The sequence below is a fragment of the Micromonospora sp. NPDC007271 genome (genome assembly GCF_040634005.1).
Taxonomy (GTDB): Bacteria; Actinomycetota; Actinomycetes; order Mycobacteriales; family Micromonosporaceae; genus Micromonospora.
On record NZ_JBEYER010000010.1, the window covers coordinates 16,744 to 41,966 of the forward strand.

Genomic DNA, 25,223 nt, shown 5'->3' on the forward strand with positions numbered 1-25,223 from the left:
CCGGCCTGGTTCCGCCCGCCGTCCGATCCCGTGAGCGGTTCCGCTGCGTGACAGTCTGGTGAGGACGCGACTACGGTGGGAGGTCCCGCGCGCCGACGACCAGCGCGTCCGGCGGGCGACCCCAGGCGGTACGAAGATGTACGGAGGGTGTCCGTGGAGAGTTCGTCCATGCTGGACCACTTCGCGGAGGAGTTGCGGCTGGCCCGGGCCACCAGCGGCATGTCGCAGACCGCGCTGGCCGAGGCGCTGAGCTACTCGGGTGCCCTGGTCGCCAAGGTGGAGACCTGCGAGCGCCGCCCGAGCCTCGACTTCGCCCGCCGCTGCGACACTGTCTTCGGGGCGGACGGGCGGTTCGAGCGCATCCAGCGCCGGATCAGCCGCGAGACCGTGGTGCCGTGGGTCCGCGACTGGACCGGGATCGAGGCGGAGGCCACAGCGCTGCGCTGGTTCGAACCGCTCTGCGTGCCCGGTCTGCTCCAGACCGAGGGATACGCCCGAGCGCTGCTGGCCGGAGCCGGGCTGTTTGCGCCAGATGAGGTCGAGCAGCAGGTGGTGGCTCGGCTGGACCGCCAAGCGGTGCTCGCCCGTGATCGGCCGCCACTGCTCACCGCCGTCATGGACGAGTACGTGCTGCGCCGCCGGATCGGTGTGCCAGAGGTGATGCGCGAGCAATTGCGGCACCTGGTCAAACTTGGCTCGGCGCTGCCCCGGGCCCGAATCCATGTCGTGCCGCTCTCGGCTGGTGCGTACTGTGGCGTCAACGGACCCTTCGTGATCGCCACCCCGCCGCACGGCGAGGACGTTGTCTACCTGGAAGGACAACTCCATGGGCAGGTGATCGACCGGCCGGAGTTCGTGCGGCAGATGGTCGAGGTTTGGGAGTCGATCCGGGGCGAGGCACTATCACACCAGCAGTCGCTCGACTTGATAGCGGAAGTGGCGGAGACATGGACCTGAGCGGTGCCCAGTGGCGCAAGAGCACCCGCAGCAACGGCCAGGGCGGGGCGTGCGTGGAGGTAGCCGACAACCTGCCCGGCGTGGTCGCCGTACGTGATTCCAAGGACCCGAACGGACCCGTACTGGCCTTCGGCCCCGATGCCTGGCGCACGTTCGTCGCGAGGACCGCCGCGCGGTCATAGAGGTGTCAGCGGCGCAGGCGGTAACCACCTGGTAAGGGTTTCGCGGGCGGATTGGGGTCGATCATCGATCTATCCCAGTACGTCACGAGGGGACTGTTGATGAGTCGACTACAGCGAACCCTGGCCTGTCTGACCGTGGTGGTCGCCGGGGTGGCGACCACGCCCGGCATCGCGGCGGCGGCCACCGCCCTGCCCACGTACACCTACATCGACCTGGGCACGATCGGTGCCCCGAGCACGGGGGAGCCACCCAGCAGCGACGCGTACGCGCTCAACGCCACCGGCACCGTGGTGGGCGTCTCCACGATCGACGGGGTCTACAACCATCACGCATTCGCGTGGACCGACGGGGCGATGACCGACCTCGGCGCTATCTACAACGGGACGTTCGGCCTCAGCAAGGCAGCGGGCATCAACGACGGTGGCGTGATTGTCGGCTCGACCCATGTCAACGAGACGGAGCCGGGGCACGCCTTCCGGTATGCCGACGGGGTGATGACCGACCTCGGCACCGGCTACGGCGCGGGCAGCGGCAGCCACGCAAACGACATCAATGACGACGGCACGGTGGTCGGCACCCGATTCGAGCGACAGGGCTCGCCGACGCGGGCGGTCGTCTGGCGCAACGGCACGATCCTGGACCTGGGCACGCTCGGCGGCCGGGCCGGGGCGTGGGGCACCGACAGCATCGCCTACGGCGTGAACGACGCCGGGCACGTCGTCGGCGGTGCCATCACCCCGAGCGGCGCGCTGCACGCGTTCGTCTGGAAGGGCGGTGCCCTGCAGGATCTCGGCACTCTGGGCGGCCCCAACGAGTCCACCTACGCCCGGGACATCAACGACAACGGCGACGTCGTCGGCGTCTCCCAGAACAGCAACAGCGAACAGCACGCAACTCTCTGGAGTGCCGGCACCATCCGCGACCTCGGCACCCTCGGGGGTACCTACTCAGAGGCGCGGGCGGTCAACGAGGCGCGGCAAGTCGTGGGCATCTCCCGGGTCTCCGGGGGCGGTTCCTACACCGAGCGGGCGTTCCTGTGGCAGAACGGGCGAATGATCGACTTGAACAAGCAGGTCCCGGACCTGCCCCCGACGGTGACCCTGCGGTCGGCGGAAGACATCAACGACGACGGGCTCATCGTCGGCTTCGCCTGTCCCGTCGCCTGTGACGCGGGTGGTGACCGCGCCCGACGGGCTTACCTGCTGGTGCCGACGGGGCTCACCTGATCGACGCGAGGCGACCTCCCGGCCCGGGATCGGGGTACCCACCCCGACCCGGGCCGGGTGCCGACCAACCACCCGGCCCGGGGCGGTGCTGGCTTTCGGCCCCGATGCCTGGCGGGCGTTCGTCGCGCGGGTCGCCGCGCGGCCATAGCCGGCCGATCACGCTTTCGGACGGCGGCGAGGTGGGCCGTCGAAGCAGCTCCGATGTTAGCCTGGCCGCCGGCCGGGCGGACCTCCTTGCGTGCGTGCGGCCCATTCCGGACTAGGAGAAAGCCCACCGATGAAAACTCGACGGCTGGCAGCCACGGGGATCGCTCTCGTTGCCGCGCTCGGCCTCACGCTGACCGGGTGCAAGACCGAGGCTGGCGCACCGGCCGCCAGTGCTGGTCCGAGCGATGCGGCAGCGGCCAGTGCGGCACCCGCCGACCCGCTCGCTGAGCTGACCTCCGCCGCGCTCAAGCTCAACGAGGACAGCGTGCGCGTCACACTCAGCTCGCCGGCAATGAACGGCGGCGGCGTGATGGACCCAAGGTCCATGGCCATGGACATGTCGCTGGAGCTTGCTGGTGCCATGAGCATCCACATGCTCGTCATCGGCGCGGACGCATTCCTGAAGCTGAGCGGGTTGTCCGGAGCCCCGAAGAAGTGGTTGCACCTGGACGCGACGAAGCTGGGCGCCGACGGCCAGCTGAGCCTGATGCCCGACGGTGACCCGGGCGGCGCCCGCAAGATGATCAGCGCGGTCGCCGAGGTCGAGAAGACCGGCGAGCACAGCTTCACCGGTACCGTCGACTATCGAAAGGTGAAGCCCAACGGGAAGCTGCAGCAGCTCGGCGACAAGGCGGCTGCCATCCCCTTCACCGCCCGCACCGACGACCAGGGCCGGCTCATCGAGCTGGCCCTGGACATGTCCGACGTGCAGCCCGCGGCTGGCCAGTTGGTCACCCGGTACACCGACTTCGGAACCCCGGTAACGCTGAGCAAGCCCTCCGCCGCCGACACGCAGGAGGCGCCGGAGGAGTTGATCAAGGCCTTTGGCGGACAGTAAGGGCGTGTGGCGGCGGGTCCCGCCCGCCGCCACGCCGGACCGCTGAGCCCTTGTCACGTCTCAGGCAGATTGAGGGCTCGGGAATCAAGAGTCTTCAGTCTGTCGTATTCGAGCGGCGCCGTACGGAGCCTTGCTTACCGCCCTTGGTGAGGAACTCGTTCCCGCTTCCCTGCTCGCGGCGCTCGGCTTCGGGTTGCTGATCACCTCGTTCGTTGCGCGGCGACGCAAGAAGCGAGCGGATCAGGCGAGAATGGCTGCCTACCTGAAGTGGCGGGCAGAGCGGCCGTCAGGTGCCGGCGAGGTGGCCGACGTAAGAAGGACAGCGGAATGAGGGCTCAAGGAAGGCACGGCCGGTGCGCCGCCGTTCGCCCAAGCGCTGGATGCCCTAGTGGTAGGGGTCGAGCAAGATGACGGTAGATCCTGTTTGGAACTACGACGGGAAGGTTGCCGAGGTCCGATCTGACCGCGGTGACCGAGGTTACCTCCTGGTCAGGCTGACCGACGCGACCTGGAGCGACGGCAAGAGGGGCACTGCCGTCGACCTGAGTGTGGTGCTCAAGGCTGACGAGTCTGACCAGCCATCGTGGCGCTTCAGCGATCGGGCGGACCCAGATCCGGATGACGCGCGAACAGAGCTGGTTGACGGACGCATCGAGTGGTTCGGGCAAGTCCTGCACGTGCAGCGCTGGCTAGGCGCTGCTGACGCGCAGGCAGTGGTGACCGAGCACTTCGCCTAGTGGGGCATGGCAATCCTGGTGGCTTCGATGCGCGGCCGACGCCGCGCTACCACGAGGAGCGATGGCCCCGGTACGTTGAGCGCCGGCAACCGCGCCCGCGCTACCGACCGTCGCCGAACAGCGGATCGCCTATGGACGGCCGCAGGCCGGCGTTCGCAACGATGGCCTCAAGCCGCGCGAGCCGGTTCTTGATCTGCTCAAGCTCGGTGGACGCCACTCCCTGCCCGCCGGTCCCAGACGACGAGGTCCCGTTGCCGAGCTGCGCGCGCAGGGACGTCACCTCCTCCGTCAGAGCGGTGATGGTCTGCTCGACGGCGTCCAGGAAGTCGTCGACATCCTTCTCGTCGTAGCCCCGCTTGCCAATCGGAGGCTTCCTGAACGCGGCGTTCCGGACGTCGGCCGGAGTCAGGTGGGCCATGAAATCCTCCCGATTTCGGTGCGGCCTGATCGTATGCAAGCCAAGCCACACGTACGTCTCAGGGCAGCGGGACAAATCGCGCGACACCACGGGTGGCCCGCCGTAGGGTGACCGGCGGTCCTGTCGTACCCAGGGGGTAGGAAGGCCAACGTGGGCAGAGCGCGGGGGTGGTCGACGTGAGCGTGGCGGAGCGGGCCCGGCCGGGGATGGCGCGCGTGCCGGCCCTGGCGGTCCTCGCGCACTACCTGGTCGGCTACCGGCGCACCTGGCGGGCGGGGGTCTTCTCGTCCTTCCTGCTGCCGGTGCTCACCGTGCTCGGCTTCGGCGTCGGGGTCGGGGCGTACGTGCACCGGGGCGTGGAGGGGGTGCCCTACCTGGAGTGGCTGGTGCCGGGCCTGATCGCCTCCACCGCCCTCCAGGTCGCCATGGCCGAGTCCACCTGGCCGGTGCACAGCAACTTCAAGTGGATCAGGACCTACCACGCCCAGGTGGCGGCGCCGCTGCGGATCGGGGACATCCTCGCCGGGCACCTCGCCTTCGTGCTGTTCCGGGTGCTCACCAGCGCCGCCACGTTCGTGCTGGTGACCGCGCTTTTCGGGGCGCTGCGCTCGCCGTGGGCGGTGGCCGTCCTGCCGGTGGCGGTGCTGCTCGCGCTCGCGGTGGCCGCGCCGACCTTCGCGATCAGCGCGGCGGTGCCGAGTGACAGCTACCTGGCCCTGCTTTTCCGGTTCGCGGTGATCCCGATGACCCTGTTCGCCGGGGTGTTCTTCCCGGTCGCGTCGCTGCCGGAGGCGCTGCGCTGGCTGGCGTACGCGACCCCGCTCTGGCACGGCGTGGACCTGTGCCGGGCCGCCACGCTGGGCGTCGCTCCGCAGTGGTCGATCGCCGGTCACCTGCTCTACCTCGCCGCTTGGGCCGCCGCCGGTTGGCTGCTCGCCCGGCGGGTGTTCCAGCGTTCGCTCGTCGTCTAGGGGAGGGTGTCGTGGTCGGTCTCGTCCTGCCCCGGCTGGTCAGCTTCGAGGGGGCGCCCCGCCGCTCCGCCTCGGTCGCCGAGCGCAACCTGACCGCGCTGCGCAGCGCGTACTGGCTGGTGCTGCTCTCTGGTTTCCTGGAGCCGGTGCTCTACCTCTTCTCGATCGGCGTCGGGGTGGGCGCGCTGGTCGGCGACCTCACCCTGCCCGGCGGGCAGGTGGTCTCGTACGCCGCGTTCGTGGCCCCGGCGATGCTGGCGTCCTCGGCCATGAACGGCGCGCTGTCCGAGACGACCTTCAACTTCTTCGGGAAGATGAAGTTCATGAAGCTGTACGACGGGGTCATCGCGACCCCGGTGCAGCCGTTCGAGATCGCTCTCGGCGAGCTGGCCTGGGCGATGATCCGGGGCAGCCTCTATTCGGCCGCGTTCCTGCTGATCATGGTGGTGATGGACCTGACCACCGCGGTCCGGGCGGTCGCCGCCTTCCCGGCCGCGATGCTGGTCGGTGTCGCGTTCGGCGCGCTCGGCATGGTCGTCTCGACGCTCATTCGCAGCTGGCAGGATTTCGACCTGATGGGGTCGGCCCAGTTCACCCTTTTCCTCTTCTCCGGCACGTTCGTGCCGGCCGAGGCCTATCCGGCCGTACTGCGCTGGGTGGTCGAGCTGACCCCGCTCTACCGGTCGGTGCACCTGATCCGGGCGATCTGCGTCGAGCGCTCCGGTTGGTCCTGGCTGTTGGACGTGGCGTACCTGGTGGTGTTGGCCGCCGGCATGCTCGCGCTCGCCTCCCGACGGATGGGCAGGTTGCTCTACAAGTAGGTGGTTAACCGGCCCTTCCGCGGGCATGTCGGGGGACACCGCCGACGACGAGGGAGGGGCGATGGCCCGCGACGAGTCTTCCGCCGGGAGTGGGCGCGACCGTGACGATCCCGGCAGCACGTCCGGCGGGCGGGACGGCGCGGGGCGGACGGGGCCGGCCCCGGAGAGCCCGAGCCAACTGCCGGGTGTCGGCTGGAAGGCGGCGCTGAAGCGTACGGTCCGGGAGTTCCAGGCGGACAACCTGACCGACCGGGCCGCCGCGCTCACCTACTACGGGGTGCTCTCGATCTTTCCGGGCCTGCTGGCGCTCATCTCGGTCGTCGGCCTGCTCGGCAAGGACGCCGTCAAGGGGGTCAAGGACACCCTCGACCAGACGGCGCCGCAGCCGACCATCCGGCACATCGTCGACCTCGCGATCGAGCAGGCGAGCAGTTCGGGTGGCCTGGCCAGCATCGCGGCGGTGGTCGGTGTGCTGGGCGCCTACTGGTCCGCCTCCGGCTACATCGCCGCCTTCATGCGCGCCTCCAACGCGATCTACGACGTGCCGGAAGGCCGGCCGATCTGGAAGACGCTGCCGATCCGGCTCGGGGTGACCGCCCTGGTCGGCGTGATGCTGCTGGCCGCCTCGGTCATCGTGGTCTTCACCGGCCGGCTGGCGAAGCAGGTCGGCAGCGGGATCGGTGCCGGCTCGACGGCCGTGACGGTGTGGAACATCGCCAAGTGGCCGGTGCTGGTGATCCTGGTGAGCCTGATGTTCGCGATCCTCTACTGGGCCTCGCCGAACGCCCGGCACGGTGGCTTCCGCTGGGTCAGCCCCGGCGGCGTGCTGGCCGTGGTGATCTGGCTGGTCGTCTCCGTGCTGTTCGCCCTCTACGTCGCCAACTTCGGCTCGTACAACAAGACGTACGGGTCGGTGGCCGGCGTGATCATATTCCTGGTCTGGCTCTGGCTGACCAACATCGCCATCCTGTTCGGCGCCGAGTTCGACGCCGAGCTGGAGCGTGGCCGCGCCATCGCGGCGGGGCACCCCGCCGACCGGGAGCCGTACGTCGAGCTGCGCGACGACCGCAAGCTCCGGAAGAAGGGCAAGCCCGGCCGTTGACCGGCGGGCCGCCGGGGCTGGCCAGGCGGGGGCGCTCGTCGGCTTTCCTGACCCCGCCGCCGCGCTTTTGTTCGGATAGACAAAAGTTTGGATCAGATCGCCTGAAGCTATGGACATGTGACCCGGAAGCCTCCTACTGTGTCGGGCACGACACATCGGCGTTTCGTCGATGTGAACGACTCCGACGCGGAGGTGTGTCCCGGTGCGCACGGTCGACCCCCTGCACGTACAGCTCCTGCGACTGCTCCGGGACGAGGGGGCGGTGTCCCGGGCCGAGCTGGGCGACCGGTTGCAGATGCCCCGCCCGCGCCTGCTCGCCGAACTCGAGCGGCTGGTCGGTCTCGGCTACGTCGCCGAGGCAGGGCTGGCCGCCTCCCGGGGCGGTCGCCGGTCCACCCTGGTCGAGCTGAGCCCGCACCTGCGCTTCGCCGCGGTCGACCTCGGCGCCAGCTCGATCGACGTCGAGGTGGTCAACGGCCGGCTCGAACCGGTGACGGCGTACACCGAGTCCGCGGACATCCGCTCCGGGCCGAAGGTGACCCTCCAGCGGGTCAACGAGCTGCTGCACAAGGCCAAGGTGGACGGCGCGTACGAGCGGCTGGACGCGGTGGGCATCGGCGTGCCCGGGCCGGTCAGCTTCCGCGACGGCGTGCCCGTCTCACCGCCGATCATGCCCGGCTGGGACCGCTTCCCGGTCCGCGAGCTGCTGACCCGGGAGCACGGCTGCCCGGCCGTGGTCGACAACGACGTCAACATCATGGCGATCGGCGAGCGGCACGGCGGGGTCGCCCACTCGGTGGACGACTTCCTGCTCATCAAGATCGGCACCGGCATCGGGTGCGGCATCTACCTCAACGGCGAGGTCTACCGGGGCACCGACGGCTGCGCCGGCGACATCGGGCACATCCAGGTCGACCCGAATGGTCCGATGTGCTCGTGCGGCAACCTCGGCTGCCTGGAGGCCGTCTTCAGCGGCGCGGCGCTGGCCCGGGAGGCCACCGCGGCGGCCCGCGCCGGGGTCTCGCCGTCGCTCGCCGACCGGCTGGCCGCCAGGGGAGCGGTGACCGCGCTGGACGTGGCGCAGGGGGCGGCCGAGGGGGACGTCACCTGCATCCAGCTCATCCGCGACGGTGGCCGGCGGGTCGGCAGCGTGCTGGCCGGGCTGGTGAGCTTCACCAATCCGTCGATGATCGTGATCGGTGGTGGGCTCGCCCAGCTCGGCCACATCCTGCTCGCCGAGATCCGCAGCGTGGTCTACCGCCGCTCGCTGCCGCTGGCCACCGGCAACCTGCCGGTCGTGCTCTCCGAACTCGGCCCCCGCGCCGGGGTGGCCGGCGCCGCGGTGCTCGCCAGCGACCTGGCCTTCGGGGAGGCATCATGACCGGCAAGGCGCCGCTGGTGACGGCCCCCGCCGACGCCGTCGCGGGCGAGGTGGTCCTGCGCCTCACCGACGTGGTCAAGACCTTCCCCGGCGTACGCGCGCTGGACGGGGTGCAGCTGGAGGTCCGCGCGGGCGAGGTGCACTGCCTGCTCGGGCAGAACGGCGCCGGCAAGTCCACCCTGATCAAGGTGCTCGCCGGGGTGCACCGGCCGGACTCCGGCGAGGTCGAGTGGCGCGGCGAGCCGGCGAGCTTCGCCGACCCGCAGTCCGCCATGCGGGCCGGGATCGCCACCATCTACCAGGAACTCGACCTGGTCGAGGACCTGTCGGTGGCGGAGAACGCCTTCCTCGGCCACGAGCCGCGCCGGCTCGGCTTCGTCCGCCGTGGACACATGGCCCGGAAGACCCGGCAGATCCTGGCCCGGCTCGGGCACCCGGAGATCCCATCCGGCCGCCTGGTGCGCCACCTGCCCGCCGCCGGCAAGCAGATCGTCAGCATGGCCCGGGCGCTCTCCCACGAGGCCCGACTGATCATCATGGACGAGCCGAGCGCCGTGCTCGCCCACGACGAGGTGGCCAACCTGTTCCGGATCATCCGGGAACTCACCGCGCAGGGCATCGCGGTCATCTACATCTCGCACCGGCTGGAGGAGATCCGGGAGATCGGGGACCGGGTCACCGTACTCAAGGACGGCCGGACCACCGCGGCGAACCTGCCGGCCCGCGACACCCCGACAAACGACCTGGTCGCCCGGATGACCGGGCGGACCATCGAGTACGTCTTCCCCGAGCGCCCCGCCGACGAGACCCCCGGCGCAGAGCTGCTGCGGGTCGACGGGCTCAGCCGGGCCGGCGAGTTCGCCGACGTGTCGCTGACCGTGCGGGCCGGGGAGATCGTCGGCATCGCGGGGCTGGTCGGCTCCGGCCGCTCCGAGCTGCTGGAGACCATCTACGGCGCGCGGCGCGCGCAGGCCGGCACGGTCACGATGGGCGGCCGGGCGCTGCGCCCGGGCAGCGTCGGCGCGGCGGTACGGGCCGGCATGGGGATGGCTCCCGAGGAGCGCAAGAGCCAGGCGCTGCTGCTCGGCGAGCCGATCTACCGCAACGTCACCCTGGCCACCTTCGGCCGGTACGCCCGCCTCGGCTTCACCGACGCGAGGCGGGAACGGGCCGAGGCGGACCGGATCGCCGGCTCCCTGGAGCTGCGCCCCCGCGACGTGCGCCGGCCGGTCCGCACCCTCTCCGGCGGCAACCAGCAGAAGGTGGTGGTCGGCCGATGGCTGCTCGGGGACACCCGGCTGTTGCTGCTCGACGAGCCGACCCGGGGGGTGGACGTGGGCGCCCGGGCGGAGCTGTACCAGGTCATCCGGGCCCTGGCCGCGCGGGGCGTCGGGGTGCTGCTGGTCTCCAGTGAGGTGCCCGAGGTGCTCGGCCTGGCCGACCGGGTGCTGGTGATGCGGGAGGGCCGGGTGGTCCGGGAGGCCCCGGCCGGCGAAATCGACGAGAACACCGTGCTCGACCTCGTCATGGCGGGGTCCCTCATGGAAGGCGCGCCGGCATGAGCGAAGTGACGGATACCCCTACCGCGCCGGAACGGGCGGCGGGGCTGCCGGCGCAGTCGCCGCCGGTCGACCCGGCCGAGACCGCGCGGGCCGACGCGCCGGGGCGGCTGTCCTGGTGGCGGGGGGACGGCGGCGAGGGCGCCCGACGCAACCTGGGGCTGCTGGCCACCCTGGTGGTGCTGGTGGTCATCGGCATCGTCACCCGGCCCGACCTCTACGGTGACGCGAGCTGGGTGTGGGGCAACACGCTCACCATCCTCAAGCTGGCCTCGGTGGTCGGCGTGGTCACCGTCGGGATGACCTTCGTGATCATCGGTGGGGGCATCGACCTGTCGGTGGGCGCGATCGTCGCGCTCGCGGGGGTGTGGTGCACCACGGTCGCCACCCAGAGCTACGGCGCCGGCGGCATGATCTTCAGCGCGCTGACCGTCGGGCTCGCCGTCGGCCTGGTCAACGGGCTGCTCATCTCGTACGGGCGGCTGGTGCCGTTCATCGCCACCCTCGCGATGATGGTCGCCGCCCGCGGCCTGGCCGCCGAGATCTCCGACAAGCAGACCCAGGTCTCGAACGACACCATCATCAACGGCATCGCCAGCACGAATGTCCTCGGCATCCCGCTGCTGGTCTACATCCTCGCCGCGGTCGTCGCGGCCGGCTGGGTGCTGCTCAACCGCACCACCTTCGGCCGCCGCACGGTGGCGGTCGGCGGCAACCCGGAGGCGGCCCGGCTGGCCGGCATCAACGTCCGCCGGCACACCCTGCTGCTCTACGCGCTCTCCGGGCTCTGCTGCGGCATCGCCGCGATCATGCTCACGTCGCAGGCCACCTCCGCGCAGGCGGCCATGGCCAACCTCTACGAACTGGACGCGATCGCCGCCGCGATCATCGGCGGCACGCTGCTCAGCGGCGGGCGGGGCACCATCATCGGCTCCCTGCTCGGCGTGATCATCTTCTCCACCATCACCAACCTGTTCGCCATCAACGGTCTCTCCACCGAGGCCCAGAACATGGTCAAGGGCGGCATCATCGTCGCCGCCGTCCTGGTCCAGCAGGTCCAGTTCGGCAGCCTCACCCAGTTCCTGCGCCGCAACCGGGCCACCAGCACCACCTGATCCGACCGCGACACCGCGGCCACCTCGACAGCGACGGTGGCCGGGCCCAGCACACCCTTTTCACCCCACCACCACACCAGGAGGCCGTCATGACAACGCAGGGTCGCGATCTGTCGCGCCGCCGGCTGCTCTTCGGCGGGGCCGCGCTCTCCGCCGGCGTCGTGCTCGCCGGCTGCACCAGCAACGAGCAGGCGCCCACCGCCGCGCAGACCAAGGCCGCCGCGACCGGCGGCAACAGCGAGCCCGGCAAGAAGGTGACCATCGGCTTCTCCGCGCCGGCCGCCGACCACGGCTGGATCGCCGCGATCACCAACAACGCCAAGGCGCAGGCCGGGGCGTACGCCGACGTGGAGCTGAAGATTGTCGAGGCCGGCGCGGACGCGGCGGCCCAGCGGGCGGCGCTGTCCACGCTGGTCTCCCAGAAGCCCGACGTGATCGTGCTGCTGCCGCACGACGGCAAGGAGCTCAACGCGTTCGGCCTGGAGGCGATGAAGGCCGGCATCCCGGTGGTCAACCTGGACCGGGCGTTCCCCGACGCCAAGGCGTACCGGCTGCAGATCAAGGGCGACAACTACGGCATGGGGGTGGCCGCAGCGACCTACATCGTCGAGGAGCTCAAGAAGAAGGGGGTCAGCAACCCGGTCATCGGTGAGATCCCCGGCATCGACTCCCTCGAACTGACCCAGGAACGCTCCAAGGGCTTCGCCGACACCCTCGCCTCGTACGGGTTCAAGGTCGCCAACCGCCGCCCGGCCGAGTTCACCGCCGACTCCGGCCAGCAGGCCGCCACCGGCCTGTTCCAGGCGCTGCCGAAGATGGACGCGCTCTGGAACCACGACGACGACCAGGGCATCGGGGTCCTCGCCGCGGTCAACCAGGCCAACCGCAAGGAGTTCTTCATGGTCGGCGGCGCCGGCTCGAAGAAGGCGATGGAGGACATCCAGGCGGACAACACCGTGCTGAAGGCGACGGTCACCTACAGCCCGTCGATGGCCTCCTCGGCCATCTCCCTGGCCCGCCTGATCGGCCAGGGCCGGGGCATGTCCGACCTGGTGGAGCTCCAGGTGCCCAAGCAGATCGTGCTCGCCTCGGAGACGATCACCAAGGAGAACGCGGGCGACTACCTGAAGCTCGGGTTCTGATACACGGGGGGAGACCCACCTTGTCCACTCACGACAAAGTCCTGCGGGTCGGCATGGTCGGCTACGCGTTCATGGGCGCCGCGCACTCACAGGCGTGGCGCACCGTGAACCGGGTGTACGACCTGCCGGCGCGGGTGCGGATGGCGCTCGTCTGCGGCCGGGACGAGCCGAAGGTGGCCGCCGCCGCCGACCGGCTCGGCTGGGACGGGCACACCACGGACTGGCGGCGACTCGTCGAGTCCGACGAGATCGACGTGGTCGACATCTGCACACCGGGAGACAGCCACTGCGAGATCGCGATCGCCGCGCTGGCCGCCGGCAAGCACGTACTGTGCGAGAAGCCGCTGGCGAACACCGCCGAGGAGGCCCGGCAGATGGCGGCCGCCGCCGCCCGGGCCCGGGCCGACGGGATACGCGCCATGTGCGGGTTCAACTACCGCCGGGTGCCCGCGGTGACCATGATGCGGCAGTTCGTGGCCGACGGCCGGCTCGGCGAGATCCGTCACGTGCGCGCGGTCTACCTCCAGGACTGGATCATCGACCCGCAGTTCCCGCTGGTCTGGCGATTGCAGAAGGACAGGGCAGGCTCCGGCGCGCTCGGCGACATCGGCGCGCACATCATCGACCTCACCCAGTACGTCACCGGGCAGCGGATCACCGGGGTCAGCGCGCTGACCGAGACCTTCGTCAAGGAACGGCCGTTGCCGGCCGGGTCGAGCGGCCTGGCCGCGCAGGCCGACGGCGACGGCCGGGCGACGGGTGAGGTCACCGTCGACGACGCGGCGGTCTTCGTCGCCCGGCTCGACGGCGGGGCGGTGGCCACGTACGAGGCGAGCCGGTTCGCCACCGGCCGTAAGAACGCGCTCCGGGTGGAGATCAACGGCTCGCTCGGCACCCTGGTCTTCGACCTGGAACGCCTCAACGAGCTGGAGTTCTACGACGCCTCCCGGCCCACCGCCGAGCAGGGTTTCACCCGGATCCTGGTGACCGAGGGGGACCACCCGTACATGTCGGCCTGGTGGCCGCCCGGCCACATCATCGGCTACGAGCACTCCTTCACCCACCAGATGCGCGACTTCGTCGAGGCGGTCGCCACCGGCACCGACCCGGCGCCGTCGTTCGCCGACGCGTTGCAGGTTCAGCTCGTGCTCGACGCGGTGACCCGCTCCGCCGAGCTGGCCGCCTGGACGGAGGTGGAGCCCGCGCTGGCTGAACTGGCCGCCTGATCCGACGCGGCGCCTCCGGCGCCGCCCGAGATGGCTTCCCGACGCCGACCGGCGAGGGCCCGCCGCGGTTGCGCCCCGCGGCGGGGACGAGGTCGACCCCGGGGAGCGTGCCACCGGAGCCTCCGGCACGGCACGACCAGCACGGCCGTCCGGTGCGGCCGGACCGGGATTCCCCGGCCGCACCGGCGGACCGGCCCGACGATGGGGAGGTAGACGATGCGTACGGGTGTCTGGCTGGTGGGGGCGCGCGGCTCGGTCGCGACCACCAGCATCGTCGGGGCACTGGCCCTGCGGGCCGGGCTGACCGACCCGACCGGCTGCGTCACCGAGCTTCCCGACCTGCGTGGACCGGCCCTGCCGGCCTTCGCCGACCTCGTCCTCGGCGGTCACGACGTGGTCGCCACCCCGCTCACCAAGCGGGCCGAGGCGCTCGCCGCCGCCGGGGTGCTGCCCGGCCGGCTGGTGGACGCCCTGTCCAGCGAACTCGCCGAGGTGGAGGCGGCGCTGCGGCCCGCCCCGGCCGACGGCACCCAGGCCGAGCGCGCCGCCGCCGTGGCCCGCCACCTGACCGACTTCCGGGGCCGGCACGCGCTGGACCGGGTGGTGGTGGTCAACGTCTCCGCCACCGAACCGGCCGCCGCCGCGCACCCGGCCCACCACGACCTCGCCGCGCTGCGGAACGCGCTGGCCGGCCCCGGCGAGGTGCTGCCGAACAGCTCGCTGTACGCGTACGCGGCGTTCACCGCCGGCTGCCCGTACGTGGACTTCACCCCGTCGACCGGGGCCCGGCTGCCGGCGCTGGCGGCGCTGGCCGACGAGCACGGCCTGCCGTACGCCGGGCACGACGGCAAGACCGGGGAGACCCTGGTCAAGTCGGTGCTCGCGCCGATGTTCGCGATGCGGCACCTGGCCGTGCGCTCCTGGTCCGGGGTGAACCTGCTCGGCGGCGGGGACGGCGCCACGCTCGCCGAACCGGCCGCCAACGCCGCGAAGGTGGGCAGCAAGCAGCGGGTGCTCGGCGAGACCCTGGGCTACGTCCCGCAGGGCGGCACCCGGATCGAGTACGTGGCGGAACTCGGCGACTTCAAGACCGCCTGGGATCTGGTCACCTTCGCCGGCTTCCTCGGCACCGGGATGCGGCTGGAGTTCACCTGGCACGGCTGCGACTCGGCGCTGGCCGCCCCGCTGGTGCTCGACCTCGCCCGGCTCACCGCCGCCGCGCACGCCGCCGGCCGCCGCGGCCCCCTCGCCGAGCTGGCCTTCTTCTTCAAGGATCCGCTCGACGCGTCCACCCACGCGCTGGCCGAGCAGTGGTCGCTGCTGACGGAGTTCGTCGCCGGGCTGCACGCCGGAGCCCCCCGATGACCCGCCTCGCCGACCTCGCCGAGCTGGTCCGGGCGCCCGCCGCGCTCTCCGTGCCGGGGGACGTGCTGGCCGGCGCGGCGGCGGCCGGCGCGCTGGGCCGGCGTACGCCCGCCCTGGCCGGGGCCTCGGTGCTGCTCTACTGGGCCGGCATGGCCGCCAACGACTGGGCCGACCGCCGGCTCGACGCGGTCGAACGCCCCGAGCGGCCGATCCCGTCCGGCCGGGTCCGCCCGGCGACCGCGCTCGGCGTCGCCGCCGGCCTGACCGCAGCCGGCCTCGCCGTCGCGGGCGCCGCCGGGGGCCGGCGGGCCGCCGCCCTGGCGGTTCCGCTCGCCGCCGCGATCTGGGGGTACGACCTGCTCGCCAAGAACACCGCCGCCGGTCCCGCCGTGATGGCCGCCTGCCGTGGCCTGGACGTCCTGCTCGGCGCCACCGGCGGGCGCCCGGTCCGGGCGGTGCCGGCGGCGCTGACCGTCGCCGCGCACACCTGGACCGTCACCGCGCTCTCCCGGCGGGAGGTCTCCGGCGCCGACCGGCGGCTGCCCCGGGCCACCCTCGCCGGCACCGCCCTGGTCGCCGCCACCGCGCTGGGCCGGGCCGACCCGGTCCCCGCCGCGCTCGCCGCCGGCTACGCCACCCGCTACGGCTCCGCGCAGGCCCGGGTGCTCGCCGACCCGTCGCCGGAGCGGGTACGCGCCGCCGTCGGGGCGGGCATCACCGGGCTGCCCGCGTTGCAGGGCGCGCTGACCGCCCGGGCCGGTGCCCGGCTGCTCGGCGTCGCCGTCGCCGCGGCCGCCCCGCTCGGCCGGCGGTTGGCCCGACTGGTCTCCCCGACATGACCACCGCGACGGCGGGGCTCCGCTTCGGGTACGGGACGAACGGCTTCGCCAACCACCGGCTCACCGACGCGCTCGCCGTCCTGGCCGACCTCGGCTACCAGGGGGTGGCGCTCACCCTGGACCACGACCACCTGGACCCGTTCGGGCCCGGACTGGCCCGCCGGGTGGCCGCCGTGCACCGCCGGCTGGCCGCGCTCGGTCTGGCCGTGGTGGTCGAGACCGGTGCCCGCTACCTGCTCGACCCGTGGCACAAGCACGCCCCGACGCTGCTGCACGACGATCCGGCGCGGCGGATCGACTTCCTCCGCCGGGCGGTGCGGATCGGCGCGGACCTGGGCGCGGAGGCGGTCTCGTTCTGGGCCGGCGTACGCCCGCCGGAGGTGCCGGAGTCGGTCGCCTGGGACCGGCTCGTCGCCGGCTGCGCCACCGTCTGCGCCGAGGCCGACGCGGCCGGTGTGCCGCTCGGGTTCGAACCCGAGCCGGGCATGCTGGTCGAGGACATCGCCGGCTGGCACCGGCTGCGCGACGCGCTCGGCGTGCCGCCCGGCTTCGGCATCACCCTCGACATCGGACACTGTCGCTGTCTGGAGCCGCGGCCGGTGCCCGACTGCGTCACGGCGGTCGCCGAGCACCTGGTCAACGTGCAGATCGACGACATGCGCCGGGGCGTGCACGAGCACCTGGAGTTCGGCGCGGGCGAGATCGACTTCCCGCCGGTGCTGCGTGCCCTCGCCGACGCCGGCTACCGCGGCCTGGTGGCCGTGGAGCTGCCCCGGCACTCGCACGCCGCGCCCACCGTCGCGGCCCGGTCGATCGAGTTCCTGCACGCCGCCGCCGGGACCGCCCGGCACCGGACCACAACCGACTCGGACCCTTTGCTCTGCAGCCACGGAGGCAACACGTCCCGACCGCGGGTGCTGCGTAAGGGGCTGCAGAGCAAAGGCGGTGGCTGACCACCTGCCACCCGGCTCAGAGGGGAGACGGCATGACACCCGACCGACTGCGCGCCGCGCTGCGCGGCGTACCCGATCCGCAGTGGCTGGACGCGGCCCTGCGCCGCGTGGCGACCGAGCCCGCGTCGATCCCACGCCTCTTCACCACCGCCGCCCGGCGGTGCGGTCGGGAGCCGCTGGCCGAACCGCCGGGCTGGACGGTCGACGAGGCCGCCCGGGCGCTGCTGCTCACCGCGCTGCCCGCCGACCACGCGACGGTGGCCGAGTCCCTCTACCGGCAGGGCGACGCCGCCGAGAAGCGGGCCGTGCTGCGGGCCCTGCCGCTGCTGCCGATCGGCGCGGCCTGCGTGCCGTTGCTGCACGACGCGATCCGCACCAACGACACCCGGCTGATCGCCGCCGCCCTCGGCCCGTACGCCCGGCACCTGGAGCAGCCGGCCTGGCGGCAGGCCGTGCTCAAGTGCGTCTTCACCGGCGTACCGCTGGCGGTGGTCGACGACCTCCACGGCCGGGCGGACGGCGAGCTGGCGGCGATGCTGGCCGCGCTCGCCGCCGAGCGGCACGCCGCCGGCCGGACCATGCCCGCCGACGCCACCGACCTGCTGCACCGGCTCGGCGCCGGCTCCCACCCGACCACCGCCAGGGAGGCGTGATGCGCATCTTCGACCCGCACATCCACATGACATCCCGCACCACCGACGACTACGAGCGGATGGCCGCCGCCGGGGTACGCGCGGTGGTGGAGCCGGCGTTCTGGCTCGGCCAGCCGCGCACCAGCGTCGCCTCGTTCGTCGACTACTTCGACTCGCTGATCGGCTGGGAGCCGTTCCGGGCCGGGCAGTTCGGCGTCCGGCACCACGCCACCGTGGCGCTGAACCCGAAGGAGGCCAACGACCCGCGCTGCCGGCCGGTGCTCGACCTGCTGCCGCGCTACCTCGACAAGGACGGCGTGGTGGCGGTCGGCGAGATCGGCTACGACTCGATGACCCCGGACGAGGACGCCGCCTTCGCCGGGCAGCTCGCCCTGGCCGTGGCGCACGACCTGCCCGCCCTGGTGCACACCCCGCACCGGGACAAGGCCCGCGGCGTCGAGCGCACCCTGGCGGTGGTGGCCGAGTCCGGCATCGAGCCCGGGCGGGTGCTGGTCGACCACCTCAACGAGGTCACCGTGAAGCTGGTCCGGGACACCGGCTGCTGGCTGGGCTTCTCCATCTATCCCGAGACCAAGATGTCGCCGCCGCGGATGGTCGAGCTGCTGAAGACGTACGGGACGGAGCGGATGCTGGTCAACTCGGCCGCCGACTGGGGGCGCTCCGACCCGTTGCTCACCCGGGCCACCGGGGAGGCGATGCTGCTCGCCGGGTTCAGCGAGGACGACGTGGACCGGGTGCTGTGGCGCAACCCGGTGGAGTTCTACGGACAGTCCGGGAAGCTGGACCTCGGCGACGTGGACGCGCCGGCGCCGACCTTCGCCGGCAACTCCATCCTGCGCGGGGGTGAGTGATGCGCCTGCGCCACGCCGACGGCAGCACCGTGCACCTCGGCTACTGCACCAACGTCCACCCGGCCGAGGACCTGGCCGGGATCCTCGCCCAGCTCGACACGTACGCGGTCGGCGTCCGGCGGGCGCTCGACGCCGACCTGCTCGGGCTGGGGCTGTGGCTGGCCGCCCCGGTGGCCGCCGCGCTCGCCGCCGACCCGGCGGCCCGCCGCCGGCTCCGGCACGAGCTGACCGTACGCGGGCTGGAGGTGGTCACCCTCAACGGCTTCCCGTACGCGGCCTTCCAGGCGCCCGTGGTCAAGGGCGCGGTGTACCACCCGGACTGGACCACCCCGGAGCGGCTCGGGTACACCCTCGACCTGGCTCGGGTGCTGGCCGACCTGCTGCCCGAGGACGCGGCCCGGGGCTCGATCTCCAGCCTGCCGCTGGCCTGGCGTACCCCGTGGGACGCCGGCCGGGCCGACGCCGTCCGGCGCCGCCTCGACGAACTGGCCGCCGGGCTCGCGGCGGTGGAGCGGGAGACCGGACGGACCGTCCGGGTCGGCTTCGAGCCGGAACCGGGCTGTCTGGTGGAGTCCACGGGGCAGGCCCGTAGGCTATTGTCAGCCATGGATATGGACCGGCTCGGGATCTGCGTCGATCTGGCCCACCTCGCCTGCGCCTGGGAGGAGCCGGCCGAGGCACTGGGCCGGCTCCGGGCCGCCGGGCTGCCGGTGGTCAAGGTGCAGGTCTCCGCCGCCGTCGAGGCGGACGATCCGGCGGGCTCGGCCGAGGCGCTGCGCCGCTGGGTCGAGCCCCGGTTCCTGCACCAGACCCGGGCCGCCGGCTGCGCCACCGTCGATGATCCGGCCGACCCGGCGTACGCGGCCGACGACCTGGACGCCGCGCTCGACGCGCGGCTGCCCGGGCCGTGGCGGGTGCACTACCACGTGCCCCTGCACGCCCCGCCCGAGCCGCCGCTGCGGTCCACCGTGCCGGTGCTGCGGGCCGCGCTCGCCGCGCTGTACGCCGGGCCGGTCGCCGGCTGCGACCACCTCGACGTCGAGACGTACACCTGGGGGGTGCTGCCGGCCGCGCGGCGGCCGCGCACCGACGCGGAACTGGCCGCGGGGATCGCCGCCGAGCTGGCCTTCGCCCGCGCCGAGCTGCTCGCGCTCGGGCTGGCCACGCCCGCGGAGGTGCCGGCATGAGCGAGCGTCAGCGAGCGAATCATCGGCACAGCGCTGTGGTGCCTCATGGCGGCGCCGAGCGGAGCGAGGTGCTGGCATGAGCAAGCGACTGGTCGTCATCGACGTGGTGGGGCTGACCCCGCGCCTGCTGGCGCACATGCCCCGGCTGCGCGCGGTCGCCGAGGCCGGGTTCGCCGCCGAGCTGGGCACGGTGCTGCCGGCGGTCACCTGCTCGGTGCAGTCCACCTTCCTCACCGGCGAGCTGCCGGCCGGCCACGGGATCGTCGGCAACGGCTGGTACTTCCGCGACCTCGGCGAGGTGTTCCTCTGGCGGCAGCACAACGCCCTGGTCGGCGGGGAGAAGCTGTGGCAGGCGGCCCGGAAGGTCGAGCCCGGCTACCGGGTCGCCAACGTCTGCTGGTGGTACGCGATGGGCGCCGACGTGGACTGGACGGTGACGCCCCGGCCGGTCTACCACGCCGACGGGCGCAAGGAGCCGGACTGCTGGACCGACCCGCCCGAGCTGCACGACGTGCTCACCGACGCGCTCGGCACCTTCCCGCTCTTCACCTACTGGGGGCCGGGGGCCGGGCTGCCGTCGTCCCGGTGGATCTGCCGGGCCGCCGAGCGGATCCTCGCCGACCACGCGCCCGACCTGACCCTGGTCTACGTCCCGCACCTCGACTACGACCTGCAACGCTTCGGCCCGTCCTCGCCGCAGGCCGCCGCCGCGGCGGCCGAGCTGGACGCGGTGCTCGCCCCGTTGCTGGACGCCGCCCGGGAACGGGACGCCACCGTGGTGGCCCTCTCCGAGTACGGCATCACCGACGTCTCCCGCCCGGTCGACGTCAACCGGCTGCTGCGCGCCGAGGGGTTGCTGCGGGTCTACACGCAGGCCGGGATGGAGTACCTGGACCCGTGGACGTCGCGGGCGTTCGCGGTCGCCGACCACCAGGTGGCGCACGTGTACGTGAAGGACCCGGCCGACGTGCCGGCGGTGGCGAAGCTCTGCGCCGCACTGCCGGGGGTGGCCGAGGTGCTGGACGCGGCGGGCCAGGCCGGGTACGGGCTGGACCATGCCCGCTCGGGCGAGCTGGTGCTGGTGGCCGAGCCGGACGCCTGGTTCACCTACTACTACTGGCTGGACGATGCGCGCGCGCCCGACTTCGCCCGCCTCGTGGAAATTCATCGGAAGCCGGGCTACGACCCCGCCGAGTTGTTCTTCGACCCGGTGTCGCCGGGTGCCGCGAAGCGCCGGGCGGCGGTGGCGCTGGCCCGCAAGAAGCTCGGCATGCGTTACCTGATGAGCGTGGTCGGGTTGGACGCCGGGGCGCGGGCCGTCCGTGGCTCGCACGGCCGGCTGCCCGCCGACCCGGCCGACGGGCCGGTGCTGCTCTGCTCCGACCCGTCGGCGGCCCGGGCCCGGCTCGCCGCGACCGACGTGAAGTCACTGCTGCTCCAGCTCGCCGGACTGGCCCCGGAGGCGCCATGACCCTCACCGTCGTACCGACCGACACAGCCGTGTTGCGGGATCGCTTCGACGCCGCGCTCGCCGCGTTCCTGAGCCGACAGCGGCCGGGTCGGTCGGACGACGGTACGGGGGCCGTCCACGCCGTGCTGCGCCGGTTCGTTCTCGCCGGTGGCAAGCGGCTGCGGCCCCTCTTCTGTTACTGGGGGTGGCGGGGCTGCGGCGGCTCCGACGGCGCCCCGATCGTGGCCGCGGCGGCGGCGCTGGAGCTGTTCCACGCGTTCGCCCTGATCCACGACGACATCCTCGACCGCAGCGACCGCCGGCGTGGCCAGCCCGCGGTGCACCGGATCTTCGCCGACCTGCACGCCCGCTCCGGTTGGCGCGGTGACCCCGAGGCGTACGGCCGGGACGCCGCCCTGCTCTGCGGCGACCTCTGCGCCGCCTGGTCGGGGCAGATGTTCCACGACTGCGGGCTCGAACCCGCCCGGGTCCGGCGCGGTCTCGCCGTCTTCGCCCGGATGCGGGCCGAGGTGATCGCGGGGGAGTACCTGGACGTGGTCGGCGCCGCCAGCGACGGCTCGGTGGCGAGCGCGCTCGCGGTCGTCCGGATGAAGACCGCCCGCTACACGGTGACCCGCCCGGTGCAGATCGGCGCCGCCCTGGCCGGCGCCGACCCGGACACACTGGCCGGGTTGGCCGAGTTCGGGGACCCGCTCGGGGACGCCTTCCAGCTCCGCGACGACCTGCTCGGCGTCTTCGGCGATCCGGCGGTGACCGGCAAGTCGAACCTGGACGACCTGCGCGAGGGTAAGCCGACGGTGCTGATGGCGCTGGCCCGCCAGGGGGCCGGCCCGGCCCAGGCGGCGCGGCTGCGGGCGCTGGTCGGCGACCCGGAGCTGGACCACGGGGGTGCGGCCGAGGTACGTCGGCTCATCGAGGCCACCGGCGCCCGGGAGCGGGTCGAGCGGATGATCCAGGCCCGCGTCGACCAGGCCCGCGCCGCGCTGGACCGGACGCCGCTGACCGAGCCGGGCCGCTCAGCCCTGGTCGACCTGACCACCCGCGCCGCGCACCGCCGGCACTGAGATGTAAGGAAGGGCACCCTGTTAACGCCTGGCGTGGTGAAAGGGGCCCCTCTTAACAGTCCGGCCGCAGCGGGGCCTACCGCGAGCGGGGCGGCGGAAATAGAGTGAGGGTGGCGACCGCGAGGTGGCCGGTGACCCGGCGGGAGGCGCAACCCGGCGGGCGCAGGTGCGATCGCGCCCACCGGTGCCCGTCGAGGTCGCCGGCACCCGGTCGCCCTCGCCCCGGTCCGTTACGGAATCCCCCATCACCACAGGGGAGAAGGACTATGGCGCGACCCATCACGCTCTTCACCGGCCAGTGGGCCGATCTGCCGTTCGACGAGGTCTGCCGGCTCGCCGCCGAGTGGGGGTACGACGGCCTCGAGATCGCCTGCTGGGGCGACCACTTCGAGGTCGACAAGGCGCTCGCCGACGAGTCGTACGTGGACCGGAAGCGGGCCACCCTCGCCAAGCACAACCTGAAGGTCTTCGCCATCTCCAACCACCTGGTCGGCCAGGCGGTCTGCGACCACCCGATCGACGAGCGGCACCAGGACATCCTCCCCGCCCGGATCTGGGGCGACGGCGAGCCGGAGGGCGTCCGCCGCCGGGCCGCCGAGGAGATGAAGGACACCGCGCGGGCGGCGGCGAAGCTCGGGGTGAAGACGGTGGTCGGGTTCACCGGCTCGTCGATCTGGCACACCCTGGCCATGTTCCCGCCGGTGCCGCCGGCCATGATCGACCGCGGCTACCAGGACTTCGCCGACCGGTGGAACCCGATCCTCGACGTCTTCGACGAGGTGGGCGTCCGCTTCGCCCACGAGGTGCACCCCAGCGAGATCGCGTACGACTACTGGACCACCAAGCGGACCCTCGAGGCGATCGGAAACCGGCCCGCCTTCGGGCTGAACTGGGACCCGTCGCACTTCGTCTGGCAGGAGCTGGACCCGGTCAACTTCATCTTCGACTTCGCCGACCGGATCTACCACGTCGACTGCAAGGACGCGAAGGTCCGCACCGGTGACGGCCGGCGGGGCCGGCTCTCCTCCCACCTGCCCTGGGCGGACCTGCGGCGCGGCTGGGACTTCGTCTCCACCGGCCACGGCGACGTGCCGTGGGAGGACTGCTTCCGCGCGTTGAACGCGATCGGCTACGACGGCCCGATCTCCATCGAGTGGGAGGACGCCGGCATGGACCGGCTGGTCGGCGCGCCCGAGGCGTTGCAGTTCGTGCGCCGGCTCGCCTTCGACGCGCCGGCCGCCGCGTTCGACGCCGCCTTCAGCAGCAGCCGGGACTGACTCTTCCGGCCGCTGTCGCCTCGGCAGAACGGAAGGCGGGAGGCGACCTCGGTCGCCTCCCGCCGTGCCGGTCTGGTGTGCCGGACGGTTACTGCGTGACCTCGTGGTCGTGGTCGTGCAGGCCACCGCCGCCGCCGTCACCGGCACCCGGGCCCGTGCCCTGGACCGGGGCGTGCAGGCTGCTGGTGTCGAAGGCGTACGTGATCACGGCGTGCGCGACCGCGTCCGACATCTCCTCGAGCGCCTGCTTGTTGATGTTGTCGATCGTGTCGCAGGCCTGGTGGTAGCACGGGTCGTACGGCGCCCCCGCGGTGCCACCGAAGACCGCCGCCTCGGCCGCGGTCTTGAGCCCCTCGGCACCGGTGAACAGGCCACCGGACGGGATGCCCACGCCCGCGGCGATGAACGGCCCGTAGTCGCTACGCCCGGAGAACGGCGTCTCCCGCGATGCCAGCCCCTGCGAGGCGAAGTAGTCGTGGAAGAGCTGCTCGATGGCGCCCGAGCCGGCCGGCCCGGGAGCGGACCCGGTGCCGACCGGGAACGCCGAGTTGTCGCCGTCGTAGACGAACCGCACGTAGTTGGGCGAGGCGACCATGTCGAAGTTCAGGTAGAGAGCGATCTTCTCACGCTCCGCCGCCGGCAGGTTGTCGACGTAGTACTCGGAGCCGATCAGGCCGGACTCCTCGGCGGCCCAGAGGGCGAAGCGGACCTTGTTCTTCGGCTTGACCTTGCGCATCTGCGTGGCGATCTCCAGCAGGGAGCCGCTGCCCGAGCCGTTGTCGTTGATGCCCGGGCCGGCGGAGACCGAGTCCAGGTGGGCACCGGCCATCACCACGTTGTTCGGGTCACCCCAGACCGATTCGGCGATGATGTTCTCGGCGGTGGCCGTACCCCGGAAGGTGTCGGCCTTGACCCGCAGCGTCAGGCCGCTGGGCACCTGCGCCACAAGCTGCTGGCCGAGCGCCTGGGTGACGCCCACGGCCGCGAAGTCCAGCGTGAACGTTTCGCCCAGGGTGCCGTTCAGGTCGCCGGTGGTGTTGTTGTAGATGACCGCGGCCGCCGCCCCCGCGTGTTGGGCGTTGGTCGCCTTGTCCCCGAAGGAACAGCCGCCTCCCCGGCTGATCAGGACGATGGTGCCGACGTTGGCGGGCCCGAAGTCCCCCGCCGCGCAGCCCGTCGCGCTGCCGGCCGGTACGGAGGCCCGCGCGCTCACGTCGGCGCTGCCCGAGTAGCTCATCAGCACGTTCGGCAGGTCGGCGGCCGGCGACGGGGACACCCGCTGCAGGAGGCCGGGACCGTACGAGATGAACGTCTGGTACTGGAACGCCTGCCGGCTCACCTGGTAGCCGGCCGCGCGGAGCACCCCCTCGGCGTAGTCGACCGAGCGGTCGTAGCCGGCCGAGCCGGACACCCGCGTGCCGCCGTTCTCGTCGGCGATGCGCTGCAAGGCCTTGAGGTGTTTGATGATGCCGTCGGCGCTGACCGCCGCCCGCAATTTCCGTGAGTTGTTGTTGTTCGGTTCAGCTTGCGCTGCCGGCGCCGCGGTGGCGACGCCCACCAGCACCGCGGTCGCGGTTGCCACCGCGCCGCGCTGCCAGGCTCTGCGGGAGACCACGATGTCCTCCTATTGGCCAGCCAGGCACACCGGTGGGATTGACCCCGGTGAGCCCTGGGAAGTCC

The 25,223-nt window shown here is 72.5% G+C and carries 24 protein-coding genes; 22 read left to right on the plus strand and 2 right to left on the minus strand.

The genetic code is table 11. From position 1 onward, the window contains the following. The first annotated feature begins 153 nt into the window (after positions 1-153). The 5 genes from ABZ570_RS05850 to ABZ570_RS05870 all read left to right on the plus strand — a co-directional run bounded on the left by ABZ570_RS05850 (position 154) and on the right by ABZ570_RS05870 (position 4,148). Positions 154-957, plus strand: coding sequence for a helix-turn-helix transcriptional regulator (locus ABZ570_RS05850; RefSeq protein ID WP_358057398.1), 804 nt, complete (start codon positions 154-156; stop codon positions 955-957). Beyond that, a complete protein-coding gene (locus ABZ570_RS05855; protein WP_358057401.1) occupies positions 948-1,139 on the plus strand; it encodes a DUF397 domain-containing protein in 192 nt (63 codons plus the stop codon). The genes ABZ570_RS05850 and ABZ570_RS05855 overlap by 10 nt, the downstream gene beginning before the upstream one ends. A gap of 99 nt (positions 1,140-1,238) precedes the next feature. After that, positions 1,239-2,366: a hypothetical protein gene (locus ABZ570_RS05860; protein ID WP_358057404.1), complete on the plus strand. Its 1,128-nt coding sequence runs from the start codon at positions 1,239-1,241 to the stop codon at positions 2,364-2,366. Between the two features lie 277 nt (positions 2,367-2,643). Beyond that, the gene (locus ABZ570_RS05865) at positions 2,644-3,411 is read left to right on the plus strand and encodes a hypothetical protein (protein ID WP_358057407.1); all 768 of its coding nucleotides are present in this window, start codon (positions 2,644-2,646) and stop codon (positions 3,409-3,411) included. Between the two features lie 407 nt (positions 3,412-3,818). Next, positions 3,819-4,148, plus strand: a complete 330-nt coding sequence (locus ABZ570_RS05870) for a hypothetical protein (RefSeq protein ID WP_358057410.1) — start codon at positions 3,819-3,821, stop codon at positions 4,146-4,148. Between the two features lie 100 nt (positions 4,149-4,248). Here ABZ570_RS05870 and ABZ570_RS05875 read toward each other — a convergent pair whose 3' ends face one another. Beyond that, the gene (locus tag ABZ570_RS05875) at positions 4,249-4,566 is read right to left on the minus strand and encodes a DivIVA domain-containing protein (protein WP_358057413.1); all 318 of its coding nucleotides are present in this window, start codon (positions 4,564-4,566) and stop codon (positions 4,249-4,251) included. A gap of 206 nt (positions 4,567-4,772) precedes the next feature. Between ABZ570_RS05875 and ABZ570_RS05880 the strand changes: the two genes are divergently transcribed. From ABZ570_RS05880 to ABZ570_RS05960, 17 genes are all read left to right on the plus strand, one after another. Further along, positions 4,773-5,537 carry an ABC transporter permease gene (locus ABZ570_RS05880; protein WP_358057599.1) on the plus strand — a complete coding sequence of 255 codons (765 nt, stop codon included), beginning with the start codon at positions 4,773-4,775 and terminating at the stop codon, positions 5,535-5,537. Between the two features lie 11 nt (positions 5,538-5,548). Beyond that, positions 5,549-6,358 (plus strand): ABC transporter permease, encoded by an 810-nt coding sequence (locus ABZ570_RS05885; protein ID WP_358057416.1) that lies wholly within the window; start codon positions 5,549-5,551, stop codon positions 6,356-6,358. A gap of 61 nt (positions 6,359-6,419) precedes the next feature. Next, positions 6,420-7,460, plus strand: coding sequence for a YihY/virulence factor BrkB family protein (locus ABZ570_RS05890; protein WP_358057419.1), 1,041 nt, complete (start codon positions 6,420-6,422; stop codon positions 7,458-7,460). 202 nt (positions 7,461-7,662) lie between these two features. Then, a complete protein-coding gene (locus ABZ570_RS05895) occupies positions 7,663-8,841 on the plus strand; it encodes an ROK family transcriptional regulator (RefSeq protein WP_358057422.1) in 1,179 nt (392 codons plus the stop codon). Next, positions 8,838-10,403, plus strand: a complete 1,566-nt coding sequence (locus ABZ570_RS05900) for a sugar ABC transporter ATP-binding protein (protein WP_358057425.1) — start codon at positions 8,838-8,840, stop codon at positions 10,401-10,403. Before ABZ570_RS05895 ends, ABZ570_RS05900 begins: the two co-directional genes overlap by 4 nt. Next, positions 10,400-11,515, plus strand: coding sequence for an ABC transporter permease (locus ABZ570_RS05905; RefSeq protein ID WP_358057428.1), 1,116 nt, complete (start codon positions 10,400-10,402; stop codon positions 11,513-11,515). Before ABZ570_RS05900 ends, ABZ570_RS05905 begins: the two co-directional genes overlap by 4 nt. Before the next feature lie 89 nt (positions 11,516-11,604). Then, positions 11,605-12,657, plus strand: a complete 1,053-nt coding sequence (locus ABZ570_RS05910) for a substrate-binding domain-containing protein (protein WP_358057431.1) — start codon at positions 11,605-11,607, stop codon at positions 12,655-12,657. 20 nt (positions 12,658-12,677) lie between these two features. After that, positions 12,678-13,883: a Gfo/Idh/MocA family oxidoreductase gene (locus tag ABZ570_RS05915; RefSeq protein WP_358057434.1), complete on the plus strand. Its 1,206-nt coding sequence runs from the start codon at positions 12,678-12,680 to the stop codon at positions 13,881-13,883. Between the two features lie 216 nt (positions 13,884-14,099). Next, positions 14,100-15,248 carry an inositol-3-phosphate synthase gene (locus ABZ570_RS05920; protein ID WP_358057437.1) on the plus strand — a complete coding sequence of 383 codons (1,149 nt, stop codon included), beginning with the start codon at positions 14,100-14,102 and terminating at the stop codon, positions 15,246-15,248. Next, complete coding sequence (locus ABZ570_RS05925; protein WP_358057440.1) at positions 15,245-16,087, plus strand: SCO3242 family prenyltransferase; 843 nt, start codon at positions 15,245-15,247, stop codon at positions 16,085-16,087. The genes ABZ570_RS05920 and ABZ570_RS05925 overlap by 4 nt, the downstream gene beginning before the upstream one ends. Further along, a complete protein-coding gene (locus ABZ570_RS05930; protein ID WP_358057443.1) occupies positions 16,084-17,040 on the plus strand; it encodes a sugar phosphate isomerase/epimerase family protein in 957 nt (318 codons plus the stop codon). Before ABZ570_RS05925 ends, ABZ570_RS05930 begins: the two co-directional genes overlap by 4 nt. A 32-nt stretch (positions 17,041-17,072) precedes the next feature. Then, positions 17,073-17,693, plus strand: coding sequence for an EboA domain-containing protein (locus tag ABZ570_RS05935; RefSeq protein ID WP_358057446.1), 621 nt, complete (start codon positions 17,073-17,075; stop codon positions 17,691-17,693). After that, positions 17,693-18,544, plus strand: a complete 852-nt coding sequence (locus ABZ570_RS05940) for a TatD family hydrolase (RefSeq protein ID WP_358057449.1) — start codon at positions 17,693-17,695, stop codon at positions 18,542-18,544. Before ABZ570_RS05935 ends, ABZ570_RS05940 begins: the two co-directional genes overlap by 1 nt. Next, on the plus strand, positions 18,544-19,731 hold the full coding sequence (gene eboE, locus ABZ570_RS05945) for a metabolite traffic protein EboE (RefSeq protein WP_358057452.1): 1,188 nt from the start codon (positions 18,544-18,546) through the stop codon (positions 19,729-19,731). Before ABZ570_RS05940 ends, eboE begins: the two co-directional genes overlap by 1 nt. A 76-nt stretch (positions 19,732-19,807) precedes the next feature. Then, positions 19,808-21,202, plus strand: coding sequence for a nucleotide pyrophosphatase/phosphodiesterase family protein (locus ABZ570_RS05950; protein WP_358057455.1), 1,395 nt, complete (start codon positions 19,808-19,810; stop codon positions 21,200-21,202). Beyond that, a complete protein-coding gene (locus ABZ570_RS05955) occupies positions 21,199-22,266 on the plus strand; it encodes a polyprenyl synthetase family protein (RefSeq protein WP_358057458.1) in 1,068 nt (355 codons plus the stop codon). Before ABZ570_RS05950 ends, ABZ570_RS05955 begins: the two co-directional genes overlap by 4 nt. A 266-nt stretch (positions 22,267-22,532) precedes the next feature. Next, a complete protein-coding gene (locus ABZ570_RS05960; protein ID WP_358057461.1) occupies positions 22,533-23,543 on the plus strand; it encodes a sugar phosphate isomerase/epimerase family protein in 1,011 nt (336 codons plus the stop codon). 88 nt (positions 23,544-23,631) lie between these two features. Here ABZ570_RS05960 and ABZ570_RS05965 read toward each other — a convergent pair whose 3' ends face one another. Continuing rightward, positions 23,632-25,158 carry a M28 family metallopeptidase gene (locus tag ABZ570_RS05965; protein ID WP_358057464.1) on the minus strand — a complete coding sequence of 509 codons (1,527 nt, stop codon included), beginning with the start codon at positions 25,156-25,158 and terminating at the stop codon, positions 23,632-23,634. Between the last annotated feature and the right edge of the window lie 65 nt (positions 25,159-25,223).

Bases quoted from the DNA above. Each gene is read 5' to 3' on its own strand.
- ABZ570_RS05855 (WP_358057401.1), top strand. From the start codon at position 948: ATGGACCTGAGCGGTGCCCAGTGGCGCAAGAGCACCCGCAGCAACGGC.
- ABZ570_RS05860 (WP_358057404.1), top strand. From the start codon at position 1,239: ATGAGTCGACTACAGCGAACCCTGGCCTGTCTGACCGTGGTGGTCGCC.
- ABZ570_RS05865 (WP_358057407.1), top strand. From the start codon at position 2,644: ATGAAAACTCGACGGCTGGCAGCCACGGGGATCGCTCTCGTTGCCGCG.
- ABZ570_RS05870 (WP_358057410.1), top strand. From the start codon at position 3,819: ATGACGGTAGATCCTGTTTGGAACTACGACGGGAAGGTTGCCGAGGTC.
- ABZ570_RS05875 (WP_358057413.1), bottom strand. From the start codon at position 4,566: ATGGCCCACCTGACTCCGGCCGACGTCCGGAACGCCGCGTTCAGGAAG.
- ABZ570_RS05880 (WP_358057599.1), top strand. From the start codon at position 4,773: ATGGCGCGCGTGCCGGCCCTGGCGGTCCTCGCGCACTACCTGGTCGGC.
- ABZ570_RS05890 (WP_358057419.1), top strand. From the start codon at position 6,420: ATGGCCCGCGACGAGTCTTCCGCCGGGAGTGGGCGCGACCGTGACGAT.
- ABZ570_RS05900 (WP_358057425.1), top strand. From the start codon at position 8,838: ATGACCGGCAAGGCGCCGCTGGTGACGGCCCCCGCCGACGCCGTCGCG.
- ABZ570_RS05905 (WP_358057428.1), top strand. From the start codon at position 10,400: ATGAGCGAAGTGACGGATACCCCTACCGCGCCGGAACGGGCGGCGGGG.
- ABZ570_RS05910 (WP_358057431.1), top strand. From the start codon at position 11,605: ATGACAACGCAGGGTCGCGATCTGTCGCGCCGCCGGCTGCTCTTCGGC.
- ABZ570_RS05920 (WP_358057437.1), top strand. From the start codon at position 14,100: ATGCGTACGGGTGTCTGGCTGGTGGGGGCGCGCGGCTCGGTCGCGACC.
- ABZ570_RS05925 (WP_358057440.1), top strand. From the start codon at position 15,245: ATGACCCGCCTCGCCGACCTCGCCGAGCTGGTCCGGGCGCCCGCCGCG.
- ABZ570_RS05930 (WP_358057443.1), top strand. From the start codon at position 16,084: ATGACCACCGCGACGGCGGGGCTCCGCTTCGGGTACGGGACGAACGGC.
- ABZ570_RS05935 (WP_358057446.1), top strand. From the start codon at position 17,073: ATGACACCCGACCGACTGCGCGCCGCGCTGCGCGGCGTACCCGATCCG.
- ABZ570_RS05940 (WP_358057449.1), top strand. From the start codon at position 17,693: ATGCGCATCTTCGACCCGCACATCCACATGACATCCCGCACCACCGAC.
- eboE (WP_358057452.1), top strand. From the start codon at position 18,544: ATGCGCCTGCGCCACGCCGACGGCAGCACCGTGCACCTCGGCTACTGC.
- ABZ570_RS05950 (WP_358057455.1), top strand. From the start codon at position 19,808: ATGAGCAAGCGACTGGTCGTCATCGACGTGGTGGGGCTGACCCCGCGC.
- ABZ570_RS05955 (WP_358057458.1), top strand. From the start codon at position 21,199: ATGACCCTCACCGTCGTACCGACCGACACAGCCGTGTTGCGGGATCGC.
- ABZ570_RS05960 (WP_358057461.1), top strand. From the start codon at position 22,533: ATGGCGCGACCCATCACGCTCTTCACCGGCCAGTGGGCCGATCTGCCG.